We start from the raw sequence: 12,521 nt of genomic DNA, 5'->3' as shown, positions 1-12,521 counted from the left end.
TCCCGTGGACGACCGTGTACGCGTCCGCGCCCGGCCGGGTGAGGCCGTGCCACACGTCGGGGAGCCCGAGCGGGCGCGCCCCGACCGCGAGGCTGAGCGCGACCACGGCCGCGAGCAGGACGGCGGCGAGGACGGACCGCCGGATGGAGGAGAGGGTCACGGGCGACTCCCGGGGGCCTGGACAAAAACTTAGGTTAGGTTAACCTAAGTTCCGCCTATCGGGCCGATAGGCCTCCCGCACGACCCCTGACCTCGGAGAACGCACGACATGACGAACCTCGCCTCCTCCCGCCTGTCCCGCCGCGGCCTGCTCGGCGCGGGCGGCGCGCTCGCCCTCGGCGCCCTCCTCACCGCGTGCGGCGGCAAGGACGGCAGCACCGCGAAAGCGTCCGACGACGGCGGAGCGTGGTCCTTCACCGACGACCGGGGGCAGAAGGCCGAGGCCAAGTCGCGTCCGCGCCGCGTCGTCGCCTACGTCGGCGCCGCCGCCGCGCTCTGGGACTACGGCGTGACCGACCGCATCGTCGGCGTGTACGGCCCGGCGAAGCGCAAGGACGGCAGCCGCGACCCGCAGGTCGGCGAGGTGGACATCAGCAAGGTCGAGATCATCGGCAACGCCTACGGCGAGTTCGACATCGAGAAGTACGCGGCCCTGCGTCCCGAGCTGCTCGTGGACCACATGTTCGTCAAGCCGGACCTGTTCTACGTCCCGGCCGAGAGCAAGGACAAGATCTTCAAGCTGGCCCCGAGCGTCGGCGTCCAGGCCGGCGACACCACCCTGACCACCCCGATCGAGCACTACGCGCGGCTCGCCGCCGCGCTCGGCGCGGACCTGGGGTCCGCCGCGAACACCGCCGCCAAGGACCGCTTCACCAAGGCCGTCGCCGCGCTCCGCGAGGCCGTCGCCGCGAACAAGGGCCTGAAGGTGCTGGCCGCGTCCGCCAGCCCGGACCTGTTCTACGCCTCGTCCCCCGCCAAGAACGCCGACCTGCGCTTCTTCCAGGAGCAGGGCGTCGGGGTCATCGTCCCGCGCAAGCTCGACCAGGCCGGCTACTTCGAGTCGCTGAGCTGGGAGAACGCCGGGAAGTACGCCGCCGACGTGATCCTGCTGGACGCCCGCACCCAGGCCCTGCAGCCGAAGGACCTCGGGTCCAAGCCCGCCTGGGGCGACCTGCCCGCCGTCAAGGCGAACCAGGTGTTCGCCTGGGAGCCGGAGCCGCGGTTCTCCTACGCGGGCTGCGCCCCGATCATCGAGAAGCTCGCCGCGACCATCAAGAACGCGCGGAAGGTGGCGTGACGCCGATGTACCGGTTCTTCGACCTGTCGGTGCTGCGCGCGGCCCGGCTCGGCCCGACGATGCTGCGGGTCACCTTCACCGCCCCCGACGTCGACGAGTTCGTCTCCGGCGGCCGCGACCAGCGCTTCAAGCTGTTCTTCCCGCACTCCCACCAGGACCGCCCGGTCATGCCGGACGTCCTGGACGACGACTGGTTCGCCGCCTGGCGCGCCCTGGACCCGGCCGAGCGCGCCGTCATGCGCACCTTCACCGTCCGCGCCCAGCGCCCCGGCGAGGTGGACGTCGACTTCGCGCTGCACGGCGACCTCGGCCCCGCGTCCCGGTGGGCGTCCCGCGCCCGGCCGGGCGACCGGCTCCTCGCGCTCGGCCCGACCGCCCCCGACAACGGCGGCGTCGAGTTCACCCCGCCGCCGTCCGCCCGGACGCTGCTCCTCGCCGGGGACGAGTCCGCCCTCCCCGCGATCGGCGGCAACCTGGAGGCCCTGCCGCCCGGCGCGTCCGCGCACGTCTATGTGCAGATCGCGCATGACGACGACCGCCAGGACGACCTCCCCGGGAACGTCACCTGGCTCGTCCGGAACCGCGACGAGCCGCTGGCCGAGGCCGTCCGCAAGGCTCCCCCGGTGGACTACGCCTGGATCGCCGGGGAGGCCGCCACCGTCCGCGCCATGCGCCGCCACCTCGTCCGGGACGTCGGCATGCCCCGCGACGCGGTCGAGTTCATGGGCTACTGGCGGCAGGGCTCCACGGAGGAGAACCTGCTCGCCGAGACCCTCGCCGGCGGCAACCCCCACACCGCCGAGGACTGACACCCGCTCACCGCTCGTCCTCGCGCCGCCCGGCGACCGCCACCAGCACCGCGAGGACGAGCATCAGACACACGCAGACCGGCCAGCGCCTCCCGCACCGGACGACGTCGGCGCCGTTCAAGCGTCGCCCCCCGGTCACGGCTCAGCCCGGTGGACGACCGGCCGCCCCGCCCTGCCAAGATCGTGCGATGACCTCCCTCTCGGCACTCCCCCCGCCTCTGGTCACCGGCCTGGGACTCCAGCTGCGCCCGTGGCACGACAACGACCTGGCCACCATGGTCGAGCTGTTCGACCACCCCGAGTTCGCCCAGTGGACGCCCCTCGCATCGCCCTTCGACCTGGCCGCCGCACGCGCCTACCTGGACAGGAGCCAGGAGAACCGGGAGAGCGGACGCGTCGTCCAGTTCGCCGTCACCACCGACGGGCGGACGCCGCTGGGCGAGGTGCTGTACATTCCCCGGCCGGACGAGGCGGTCCCCACGGTCGAACTCGCCTACGGCATCGGGCCTCAGCACCGGGGTCAGCGGCTCGCCAGCCGCGCCGTCCAGCTCATGACCGCCCACGCCCACGAGACCAACCCGTCCGCACGCGTCGTCCTGCGGATCGCGGAGGAGAACATCGCCAGTCGGCGCGTCGCCCAGAGCGCCGGATTCCTGCTCACCGACGAGGAGCCGGTCACCCGCGAGCGCCCCGGCCGCTCCCCCGCCGTACTGCGCACCTGGGCCCACCACCCGGCCGCCTCATGACGCCTCACCCGACCTGAGCCGGATGACGGCGAAGTCGGAGCCGATCCACTCGACATGGATGGTCAGCAGCGTCCCGCCGTTGCCGAAGGTGATCGTGCTGTGGGGACTGGCCTTCCCCGCACCCGAGCCGCCGCCCTCGTACGTCCAGCGGATCGACAGGCCGTCGGGCTCGACGTCCGTGATGACCAGCGGCCCGGCCTGGAAGTGCGGCGCCAGCTCGATCTGGTCGCCCGCGCAGACGCGGACCTCGCACCGTCCCTCCCGGCAGGCCGCGAGGTCCGTCCCGTTCTTCGGCGGGGGCGGCGGCGTCGCGGACGCCTTCGACATCAGGGGCAAGGACGCGGACGAGTCCGCCCGCCCACCGTCGCCGTCGCACCCCGCGAGCAGAACGGCCAAGGCCAGACCGGCGGCACCCGCACCAAGAGCTCGTTGCCTCATGGCAGCTTTCCTTCGTCCGGACCCCGCGTACTCCCTCCCCGTCCCCCCAGGCCCGACACGTACCGCCACCGTACGAAAACCCTCACGCCCCGAACACGCATGAACCCTCACCGCGCGCAGGCACGGCGAGGGCTCGCAAGGTCACAAGAGCGGAGGTCAGCCCAGGTCGAACACCCCAGCCTTCACCCGCCGAGCGAACGCCCCGAACACAGCGACCTCGAACACCAACCTCGGCCCGTCCGGGTCCTTGGAATCCCGAACGGCGACATCATGCGGACACCCGGCCATCTCCACACACTGCCCACCCGTATCCGTGCTGTGGCTGCTCCTCCGCCATGTCCCCCTGAGCTCCACGCACTCCCCGCCGGTGTCGCCGCTGTGGCTGCTCTTTCGCCAGCGCATCGACGCCAAGTCGGATGACTTCACCGGTCCTCCCAGACTTCACGGAACAGGCGCTCGGACTCTTCAGCATCCAGGACGGCCGAGGACGAGAACACCCCATGACCACATCAAGACAGCCACTCCAGCACAGCGAGCCCTCGCCGTGCGAAGAGCACGGCGAGGGCTCGCAGGTCATGGGGACGGGACGTCAGGCCAGGTCGAGCGCCCCAGCCTTCACCCGCTGAGCGAACGCCCCGAACACGGCGACATCAAAGACCAGCTTCGGCCCCTCCGGGTCCTTGGAGTCCCGCACCGCGACATCATGCGAACACCCGGCCAGCTCCACACACTGCCCGCCCGTCTCGGTGCTCCGGCTGCTCTTGTGCCAGACTTCCCCGAGTTCGACGCAGTCACCGCCTGTCGAGCCGCTGTAACTGCTCTTACGCCACTGGACGCACGTCAGATCCGGCTTGCTCATAGCTCTCCAAAATCTCGTGAAGGAGCTTGAGGGAGTCGTCTGCGGACAGCGCGGCCCCTCTGATCAAGTCGAAACGTACCCCAAAGGAACGGACCGCGTCACGGCTCCGGAAGAGCTGGCCACCCACATGCCCTTCCTCATAGGCGACGATCTCCCCATCCGCCAACTCAAGGAGGGTGAACGACCCCATGTCGCCCGCATAAGCCCCCTGCTGTTGCGGAACGATCTGAAGCGTGACGTCCGGACGCATGGCCATGTTGATCAGATGTTGTATCTGCCCCCGCATGACCTCGCTGTTCCCAACGGTCCGACGCAACGCGAACTCGTCGAAGACGACTACCACGTGAACGGCGTCATCGCCCTCCAGAGCCTCCTGTCGCGCCATCCGGGTTGAGACAAGCTGACGAGCCTCTTCCTCGGTACGCTCGCGCCTGAGCACCTCGAAGGCGTACTCGGGGGTCTGAAAGAGCCCAGAAACCTGCATCGCTTCGAACTTGTGGATCACAAGAGCCTCACCCTCGATGCGAAGGTACTGAGGGAAGCCGGGCGGAAGCAGATCAAGCTCTCCAACTTCCTGGATCCACTCCCACATTCGGTGGAATGTCCCGTTCGTCGAGAAGAACGAATCACAGTCATCCGCAAAGTCCACTGACGGCACATCGCCACACTCGACCTGACCAACGCGCTGAGGCGTATAGCCAAGCTTGCGCGCCAGCTCAGCTCGACTGAGTTTCGCCGCCTCTCGGCAGGCGCGTAGTTCCCTGCCGAAGTAGCGCGCCGGAGTTTTAGGAACGCCGAGGTCTCTTGGGCGTCGAGGCATATTCGAACCTCCGAGTAAGAAAACTGATCCGTTTTCTTGTGACTGTCTCGGGCTTTCTCGCGCTGTTCTTCTCGCTCTTCCCGACCATAACTCGGTCACGGGATGCTGGGGAGCGATTACACAGAGAAACCCGTCGTGAGGCGTTATCCATGTCGAAATCATCTATAAATCCCGATCACATGGCGCTCGTGGCGCTTCGGGTGGACTTTCCCGGGCACAGCATCTGGCGCGCGAACCGGTCCGACGGACGGCCCGGCGACTGGGTGGCCACGCTGCGCGATCCGTCCCAGGGCGTCGATCCGACGGTCATAGCGTCGGACGCCGACCGCCTCCGCGAGCTGCTCATCATCGAGCGGGGGCTCGCGCTCGGCTCGCGGGACGGCCTGTGAGCGACCAGGGGCGCGGACGCTGGCGCCCTTTCCGGAAGGAACGTCCGTCCCGCCCGGTCCCCCGGCCACAGAACAGCGTCGAGGCGCGGAAGGCGCGGCCGGAAGTCCCGCCGCCGAACGGCGAGGCGCGGCTGCCGAGCGGGCTCATGCGGCTGGACGAGGAACTGCGCCGGCTCGGATGGGCCACATCTCCGCGCTTCGGCGACACCCTTCCCTCACTCCTCGTCTACTGCGCGCAGACGCCGAACTTCGGCGAGACCGTGACCGTCCAGCCCGGCACCCGGCCCGGCCAGTGGTGGTACGTCGCGAGCGGCGGCGAACGGCTCGCCGACTACCCGAACGCGGCGCTGGCCGCCGCCAAGCTCACCTCGACGCTGCTCCCCTGGGTGCGTGCGGCGCTCGGGCAGCCGCCGTCCCCGTCCCAGCCGCTCACGATCTTCGAGCTGCGCCGCCGCCTCCCGGACGTCCCGTGCTGGTGGGGCCACCGCACCCGCGAGTGGTGGGCCATGGTCGGCAAGGGCGACGACTTCCGCCTCGTCCACGCGGCCACCGTGGACGAACTCGCCCGGGCCATCGCCGCCGCGCAGCAGCGGCGGCGCTGAACCGCGACGCTGCCGGAGCCCGTCCGTCCTCCGGCCGCGTTCCAGCCCCCTGCACTCCGCGGTCTGCGGCCGGATGGTGTCAGCGGTGTGTACAAAGGGCGCGGGACCCATTGATCCTCGTGACATGTCGGGAGATCGGGAAGGCCATCGGGCTTCGAGGTGGATCGTCGCGGGCGTCGGCGTCCTGGTCATCGCGGCGGCGGGCACCGCGCTGAGCGTCGAGATCGGGCGTGAGCCCGCGCGGCACGGCCCGGTCGCGTCCCCTTCGGGCCGGCCTGGGGCGCCCCATGCCGGTACACGTCCCGTTCCGGGTCCGTTGAAGATCCAGGGACGGCAGGTCGCGGAAGTGGTCTCGGACCCGCCCGGCGCCCTCGCCATGACGTCCTTCAGCCTGCCCAAAGACGGAAACCTGTTCGAGGTCACGGCCTACGTGCTCGATCCCGCGACCGGGACGTTCGTCGCCACGCCCTACGTCGAGGCCGCCGTCTCACCTGACGGACGCACGGTCGCGGGCATTGCGGGCCCCTACGGAGCCTCCCGCCAGGTGGTCGTGCGTGATCGGCGCACCGGGGCCGAACGCCACGTCTCGCTGCCGTCCTCGTCCGGCTACCTGAGGTGGGCTCCGAACGGCCGCCGGATCCTCGTCTCGCTCTATTCCACAGCCATCAACGAGGGCCTCCGGGGGTTCGCCGTGATCGACCCGGACACCATGCGCGTCCAGGTCACGTCGGTCAGCGGCAAGGGACGGCCGCAACGGCTCCAGTCCGAGGGCGAGTTCGCATGGGACTCCACCGGGCAGCACGTGGTGGCGCCGGGCGCGGGCTCGCGGCTGCTCCGGTTCTCGGCGGCCACCGGGAAGCCCGCGCCGGACGTCCGCCTGACCAAGTTCTACGACGCCCGGGAAATCCTGTACTCACCGTCCGGACGGATGCTGGCGTGCGACTACTTGCAGGACATGAGGAACGAGATCGTCCTGTGGGACATCGCGGGACGGGCGCCCCGCGAGATCGGACGGCTGCGCTACCTGACCCTGCTGGGGTGGTACGACGGCAACCGCCTCCTCGCGAGGCGGACCAACGACAGTGATCGCGTCGAGACGGTGCTGATCGACCTGGACGGAGTGGTCCGGCAGACCCTCGTGCGTGACAGCATCCCCTGGCCGGGACCGGCCGCCATGGGTCAGTACAGCACGGTCCCCCGCTCTTAGGCGTCCTTGCCGAGGGCGGAGAGTTCGGCGGCGAGGGCCTTGTCGTGGGCTTCGGCGTCCTCGCGGGCCCGGCGCGGGCTCCACCGGCCGGTGACGGCGAAGACGAACGGGAGGAAAAGCACTTGCCCGCCGACGCATACCCACCACCACGCCCGCCACTGCTTCGGGCCGTCGGCGGCGGCCTTCTGGACGGACGGCCCGTGCTTCTTCAGGACGGCCAGTTGCGGCTGCGCCTTCTGCACGGTCATCAGGTTCGCCACCCCGACCTCCCGCGCGGCACGGGCCTGGACGTCCGGCGGCGCGGCCCCGGGCGGGAACTTCCCCAGTTCGGCGAAGACCGCCGGGTGGGCCCGCACGATGGCGAGCGCGGGCGCGGCCTGGGCCTGCGCCGCCTTGACCTCCGCGCCGTGGTCCACCAGCGGCGTCACGGACGTCACGATGGCCGGGATGCACGCGGCGGACCCGGCGACCACCAGGCGCAGCAGCCACCCCCAGATGGCGAGGCCCGTCGCCGTCGCGGCCGGGTTGTGCTTCTCGACGGTCTCGGTGAACGCCGCCATCCACGGCGCGTAGGTGAGCCCGCTGAAGACGCCGATGGCGACGAACAGCCAGGCGAAGGTGTAGTAGCCGGTGTCCGGGTGAGTGGCGAGCATCGCGAAGACCGCCGTGGCGACCACGGACGCGACGCCGCCGAACAGCATCAGGGGCTTGCGGACCTTCAACGCGTCCGAGATCAGGCCGGTGGCGACGAGCGCGATCGCGTTCGCGGCCCAGTACCAGTTCGCGAGGGAGTTGGTGCGCTGCTCGCTGTACCCGAACGTGGCCGAGAAGTAGATGACGAAGTTGCCGACGGCCGCGTAGTAGAGCAGCAGGTAGACGCTGATCGCGAAGGCCGAGCCGACGACGTCCAACCGGAGCATCTGACGCCAGTGGCCCTGGAGCGCGCGCTCGGTGTCGAGGCCGCGCGCCCGTGCCTCGACCAGCGCGCGGTCGCGGAGGCTGACCATGATCTGGTCGCGCAGCCTCGGCGACAGCTCGCGCAGCCCGAGCAGCGCGACGACGAACACCGCGAGCGCGGTGATCCCCGCGTAGGTCAGCTCGTCCTGCCAGGTGGACGAGTCGAGCGTATGGCTGGTGACGGTGGTGACCACGAGGCTGCCGATGACCGGTCCCATCGTCCAGTAGCCCATCGCGGTGGCCCGGCCGAGCTGCGGCGAGAAGTCCCTGATCAGCGCGGGTGTCGCGACCAGGACGATGCCCTCCACGAAGCTGAGCGCGGCGAACAGCGCCAGGTAGGAGCCCTTGTCCGGGGCGTGCGGCAGGACGAGCACGGCGACCCCGGCGAGGAGCAGGCCGTACACGACCATGTTCGCGCGTCCCCAGCGGTCGGCGAGGCCCGCGACGAGCGAGGCGAACGCGCCGACGGCGTTCCCGACGACCGAGATCGAGATGAAGAACCCGAAGGTCATGCCGTAGTGGTCCATGATCGACGTGGCCACGGCGTACTGGATGTAGAGCAGGTAGTAGAGGACGACGGTGGTCGCGACGACGATCGCGAGGTAGCCGTAGCGGCGGGCGGAGTCGGGGTAGCGGGCGAGGTCGCGCCGCCAGAGGGAGGCGAGCGGGCCGTGCGCCCGGTCGCGCGGCGGCGTGCCGGCGACCTCGTCGCCGGCGGGTGAGGAAACGGACATCTCTGCTCCCTGGGGTGTGTCCCCCGATGCGGACGAGAGTCCCCCGATGTGCGGAAGCGCTGCGAGTGCGGTCACCGTAAGTCGGGTGGCGCGGTGAGGGCAAGAGAAGGACCGATATTGCATACCGACCGGTCGGTATGGTGATATCGGGCACATACCGGAGAGCCGGTCCCACCGGGAGGACGTTCGTGATCCCCAGCACCATGCAGGACTTCCCGCTCACCGTCACCGCCCTCATGCGGCACGGACGGCTGATCTACTCCGGCAGCCAGTGCGTGACCTGGACGGGCGGCGCGACGCCGCCGAGGCGGGCGGGGTTCGCGGAGGTCGCCGACAACGCCGAGCGGCTCGCGGCGGCGCTCACCCGGCTCGGAGTCCGGCCGGGCGACCGCGTCGCGACGTTCGCGTGGAACAACCAGGAGCACTTCGAGGCGTACCTCGCCGTGCCGTCCATGGGCGCGGTGCTGCACACGCTGAACATCCGGCTGTTCCCCGAGCATCTCGCGCACATCGTGAACCACGCCGAGGACTCCGTGGTCATCGTGGACGACTCGCTCGTCCCGCTGCTCGCGCGCATCGCCGACCGGATGCCGGCCGTCCGGCACGTCATCGTGGTCGGGGACGGCGACGCGTCCGCGCTCGGCCGGCCCGTCCTGCGGTACCGGGAACTGCTGGGCGCCGAGGAGCCGGGTTTCGCGTGGCCCGAGCTGGACGAGCGGTCGGCGGCGGCGATGTGCTACACGTCCGGGACGACCGGCGACCCGAAGGGCGTCGTCTACTCGCACCGCTCGACGTTCCTGCACGCGCTCGCGGCGAACTCGTCGTCGCTGGTGGGGCCGCGCGAGGACGACCGGGTGCTCGCGATCGTCCCGATGTTCCACGTGAACGCGTGGGGGCTGCCGTACGCGTCGCTGCTGTCCGGCGCGACCCTGCACATGCCGGACCGGTTCCTGCAGCCCGAGCACCTGACCGCGTTCATCGCGTCCGAGCGGACGACGGTCGCCTCGGCCGTCCCGACGATCTGGCACGCGATCCTGGACCACGGCGAGCGGCACGAGATCGACCTGTCGTCGCTGCGGCTGGCGAACTCCGGCGGGGCCGCCGCGCCGCGCGTCCTGCTGGAACGCGCGCAGGAGCGGTACGGCCTGCGAATCGTCCAGGGCTGGGGCATGACCGAGACCAGCCCGCTCGGCGGCATGGCGTTCCCGCCGCCCGGGGTGGAGCCCGGCACGCCCGAGGACACCGACTGGCGGATGAAGTCGGGCCGGGTCGCGCCCGGCGTCCAGATGCGGATCGTGGACGCCGCGGGCCGCGAGCTGCCCTGGGACGGCGAGTCGGTCGGCGAGATCGAGGTCCGCGGCCCGTGGATCACCGGGTCCTACCACCTGGCGGACGCGCCGGAGAAGTTCCACGACGGCTGGCTCCGCACCGGCGACGTCGGGACGATCGACGGGCGCGGCTACTTCCAGATCACCGACCGCGTGAAGGACGTCATCAAGTCGGGCGGCGAGTGGATCTCGTCGGTCGAGCTGGAGGACCACCTCATGGCGCACCCGGCCGTGGCCGAGGCCGCCGTGATCGGCGTCCCGGACCCGCGCTGGGACGAGCGTCCGCTGGCCTGCGTCGTCCTGCGCGCGGACGCCTCGGCGACCGCCGCCGAACTCGCGGGCTTCCTGCGCGGCCGGATCGCGAAGTGGCAGGTCCCGGAGTACTGGACGTTCCTGGACGAGGTCCCGAAGACGACGGTGGGCAAGTTCGACAAGAAGCCGCTGCGGGCGCGGCACGCCGCGGCCGAACTCCACATCGAGCGCCTCTAGCCGGAGGCGCGGGTCTAGCCGGAGGCGCCGGTCCAGCCGGGGACGCGGGTGGCGAGGAGGCCGCCGAGGAAGAGGCCGACGTAGTGCTCGCTGACCTCCTCGGCCTTCAGCCGCCCGCCCGGCCGGTACCACGCGCCGATCTGGTGGACGGTCCCGAAGAAGAAGTTCACCACGATGTCGGCGGGGGTCTCGGGCCGGAACGTCCCGTCGGCCTGGCCCTCCTCGACCAGCGCGCGGAACCGCTCGTGGTAGCGCCGCCGCTCGGCCCGGACGGCCGCCCGCCGCTCCGGCGACAGCAGGTGCGTGGAGCGGAAGAAGACCGTCAGGTCCTCCAGGTTGGCGAACGAGGTGTTCAGCACGTCCACGGCCGCCGCGCGGACCCGCTCCTCGACCGTCCCCGGGCCGTCCGCGATCTCCTCCAGCCGCCGGGTCTGCATGTCGATCAGCCGGTGGTAGATCTCGTAGAGCAGCTCGTCCTTGGAGCCGTAGTAGTGGTACATCGCGCCCTTGGTGACGCCCGCCGCGGCCACGATCTCCTGGACCGACGTCGCCTCGTAGCCCTTCTCGGCGAACAGCCGCGTCGCGACGGCGACCAGCCGCTCCTGCAGCGTCACGCGGACCCGCCCTCCCCGAACAGCGGGAGCAGGACGTCGTCCACGATCGCCTGGATCTCGGCGTCGGTGCGGCGCGGCTGCCCGGCGACGCAGTAGTAGAACAGCAGCGCGGGACCGGCGGATGCCGCGCTCGCGGTCGCCGCGCCGCCGTGCGCCTGAACGAGTCCGGCGATGCGCTCCTCGCACGGCCGCGTCACCGACTCGTGGAACAGCGTGCGCAGCTCTCCGGCGCCGTCCGCGACCTCGGCGGCGACGGCCTGGAACGCCGTCCCGCGCGAGTCGTTGAGCGCGCGGTCGAAGTACCGGAGCAGGGTGAGCAGGCCGTCGCGCAGCGGGGTGCCGCCGGGGATCTCGGGCGGCTCGGGGAGCAGGTCGCGCAGCGCGTCGCGGACGAGCTCCTCCTTGTTGCGCCAGCGCCGGTAGAGGGCCGCCTTGCCGGTGCCCGCCGCCGCGGCGACCTTGTTGGTGCTCAGCTTCGCGTAGCCGACCGTGCCGAGCTGCTCCACGACCGCGTCGAGGATCGCCCGGCGCAGCTCCTCGCCCCGCCGCCGGGACGCCGTGACCGTCACCCGTCCCCCCTCTCGAACCCCGGTCATCGTAGCGCGGCAAAATAGTGGACTGGCTGGTTCCCTAATCGCCGCGCCCTCCCCTACAGTGAACCACCTGGTTCCCTAATGTGGAGGTCCGCGTGTCACGCGCCACGCTCACGCTCGCCGTGATCGTCTCCTGCGAGCTGATGCTCATGCTGGACGGCACGATCACCAACGTCGCGCTCCCCGAGATCCGGGACGGCCTCGGCCTGTCCCCCGGCGGCCTCGCCTGGGTGAGCAACGCCTTCCTGCTCGCCTACGGCGGCCTGATGCTGCTGGGCGGACGCGCCGGCGACGTCCTCGGCCGCCGCCGGGTCTTCGTCTGGGGCACGGCCCTGTTCACCCTCGCGTCCCTGCTCGGCGGCCTCGCCCAGACCGGCTCCTGGCTCATCGCCGCCCGCGCCGCCCAGGGCGTCGGCGCGGCCCTCGCGGCCCCCAGCACGCTCGCCCTGCTCACGACCGCCTTCGACGGCCCCGCCCGGACCCGCGCGATGAGCGTCTACTCCTCGGTCACCGCGTCCGCGATGACGCTCGGCCTGGTGCTCGGCGGGATCATCACCTCCGCGCTGTCCTGGCGCTGGGTGCTGCTGGTGAACGTCCCGATCGGCCTCCTGGTGGTCGCGCTCACCCCGCGCGTCGTCG

15 protein-coding genes and 1 pseudogene are annotated in these 12,521 nt (G+C 71.0%); 8 read left to right on the top strand and 8 right to left on the bottom strand.

The window, feature by feature from the left end; translation table 11 throughout:
• The first annotated feature begins 268 nt into the window (after positions 1-268).
• From AB0J52_RS11610 to AB0J52_RS11600, 3 genes are all read left to right on the top strand, one after another.
• Positions 269-1,297: an ABC transporter substrate-binding protein gene (locus AB0J52_RS11610; RefSeq protein WP_500181517.1), complete on the top strand. Its 1,029-nt coding sequence runs from the start codon at positions 269-271 to the stop codon at positions 1,295-1,297.
• 5 nt (positions 1,298-1,302) lie between these two features.
• The gene (locus AB0J52_RS11605) at positions 1,303-2,106 is read left to right on the top strand and encodes a siderophore-interacting protein (RefSeq protein ID WP_500181520.1); all 804 of its coding nucleotides are present in this window, start codon (positions 1,303-1,305) and stop codon (positions 2,104-2,106) included.
• Between the two features lie 188 nt (positions 2,107-2,294).
• Positions 2,295-2,852 (top strand): GNAT family N-acetyltransferase, encoded by a 558-nt coding sequence (locus AB0J52_RS11600; protein ID WP_500181516.1) that lies wholly within the window; start codon positions 2,295-2,297, stop codon positions 2,850-2,852.
• On the opposite strand, the gene AB0J52_RS11595 is transcribed toward AB0J52_RS11600, so the two are convergent.
• The 5 genes and pseudogenes from AB0J52_RS11595 to AB0J52_RS11575 all read right to left on the bottom strand — a co-directional run.
• On the bottom strand, positions 2,847-3,290 hold the full coding sequence (locus AB0J52_RS11595) for a hypothetical protein (RefSeq protein WP_500181515.1): 444 nt from the start codon (positions 3,288-3,290) through the stop codon (positions 2,847-2,849). The genes AB0J52_RS11600 and AB0J52_RS11595 overlap by 6 nt on opposite strands.
• Before the next feature lie 156 nt (positions 3,291-3,446).
• Positions 3,447-3,716 (bottom strand): DUF397 domain-containing protein, encoded by a 270-nt coding sequence (locus AB0J52_RS11590; RefSeq protein WP_500181514.1) that lies wholly within the window; start codon positions 3,714-3,716, stop codon positions 3,447-3,449.
• A 163-nt stretch (positions 3,717-3,879) separates the two neighbouring features.
• Positions 3,880-4,149 (bottom strand): DUF397 domain-containing protein, encoded by a 270-nt coding sequence (locus tag AB0J52_RS11585; RefSeq protein ID WP_500181513.1) that lies wholly within the window; start codon positions 4,147-4,149, stop codon positions 3,880-3,882.
• A complete protein-coding gene (locus AB0J52_RS11580; RefSeq protein WP_500181519.1) occupies positions 4,112-4,741 on the bottom strand; it encodes a DUF5753 domain-containing protein in 630 nt (209 codons plus the stop codon). The genes AB0J52_RS11585 and AB0J52_RS11580 overlap by 38 nt, the downstream gene beginning before the upstream one ends.
• A 51-nt stretch (positions 4,742-4,792) precedes the next feature.
• A pseudogene (locus AB0J52_RS11575) lies at positions 4,793-4,969 on the bottom strand (helix-turn-helix domain-containing protein); the annotation flags it as partial.
• A gap of 179 nt (positions 4,970-5,148) precedes the next feature.
• Between AB0J52_RS11575 and AB0J52_RS11570 the strand changes: the two are divergent.
• The 3 genes from AB0J52_RS11570 to AB0J52_RS11560 all read left to right on the top strand — a co-directional run bounded on the left by AB0J52_RS11570 (position 5,149) and on the right by AB0J52_RS11560 (position 7,167).
• Complete coding sequence (locus tag AB0J52_RS11570; RefSeq protein WP_500181512.1) at positions 5,149-5,358, top strand: hypothetical protein; 210 nt, start codon at positions 5,149-5,151, stop codon at positions 5,356-5,358.
• Positions 5,355-5,960 carry a hypothetical protein gene (locus tag AB0J52_RS11565; RefSeq protein ID WP_500181511.1) on the top strand — a complete coding sequence of 202 codons (606 nt, stop codon included), beginning with the start codon at positions 5,355-5,357 and terminating at the stop codon, positions 5,958-5,960. The genes AB0J52_RS11570 and AB0J52_RS11565 overlap by 4 nt, the downstream gene beginning before the upstream one ends.
• A 124-nt stretch (positions 5,961-6,084) precedes the next feature.
• The gene (locus tag AB0J52_RS11560) at positions 6,085-7,167 is read left to right on the top strand and encodes a hypothetical protein (RefSeq protein ID WP_500181510.1); all 1,083 of its coding nucleotides are present in this window, start codon (positions 6,085-6,087) and stop codon (positions 7,165-7,167) included.
• Here AB0J52_RS11560 and AB0J52_RS11555 read toward each other — a convergent pair.
• On the bottom strand, positions 7,164-8,858 hold the full coding sequence (locus AB0J52_RS11555) for an MFS transporter (protein ID WP_500181509.1): 1,695 nt from the start codon (positions 8,856-8,858) through the stop codon (positions 7,164-7,166). The genes AB0J52_RS11560 and AB0J52_RS11555 overlap by 4 nt on opposite strands.
• A gap of 188 nt (positions 8,859-9,046) precedes the next feature.
• Between AB0J52_RS11555 and AB0J52_RS11550 the strand changes: the two genes are divergently transcribed.
• Entirely contained in the window at positions 9,047-10,675 is a 1,629-nt protein-coding gene (locus tag AB0J52_RS11550; RefSeq protein ID WP_500181508.1) for a long-chain fatty acid--CoA ligase, read from the top strand.
• A gap of 14 nt (positions 10,676-10,689) precedes the next feature.
• Here AB0J52_RS11550 and AB0J52_RS11545 read toward each other — a convergent pair whose 3' ends face one another.
• The gene (locus AB0J52_RS11545) at positions 10,690-11,283 is read right to left on the bottom strand and encodes a TetR/AcrR family transcriptional regulator (RefSeq protein WP_500181518.1); all 594 of its coding nucleotides are present in this window, start codon (positions 11,281-11,283) and stop codon (positions 10,690-10,692) included.
• 2 nt (positions 11,284-11,285) lie between these two features.
• Positions 11,286-11,858 carry a TetR/AcrR family transcriptional regulator gene (locus AB0J52_RS11540; RefSeq protein ID WP_500181507.1) on the bottom strand — a complete coding sequence of 191 codons (573 nt, stop codon included), beginning with the start codon at positions 11,856-11,858 and terminating at the stop codon, positions 11,286-11,288.
• A 119-nt stretch (positions 11,859-11,977) separates the two neighbouring features.
• Here AB0J52_RS11540 and AB0J52_RS11535 point away from each other — a divergent pair.
• Positions 11,978-12,521: MFS transporter (locus AB0J52_RS11535; RefSeq protein ID WP_500181506.1), on the top strand; the 544-nt coding region annotated here is incomplete at its 3' end.

This window comes from Spirillospora sp. NPDC049652 (assembly GCF_040675125.1).
Classification (GTDB): Bacteria; Actinomycetota; Actinomycetes; order Streptosporangiales; family Streptosporangiaceae; genus Spirillospora.
Note: the sequence above shows the minus strand (reverse complement) of the source record. Positions and strands in the feature narration are given on the sequence as shown.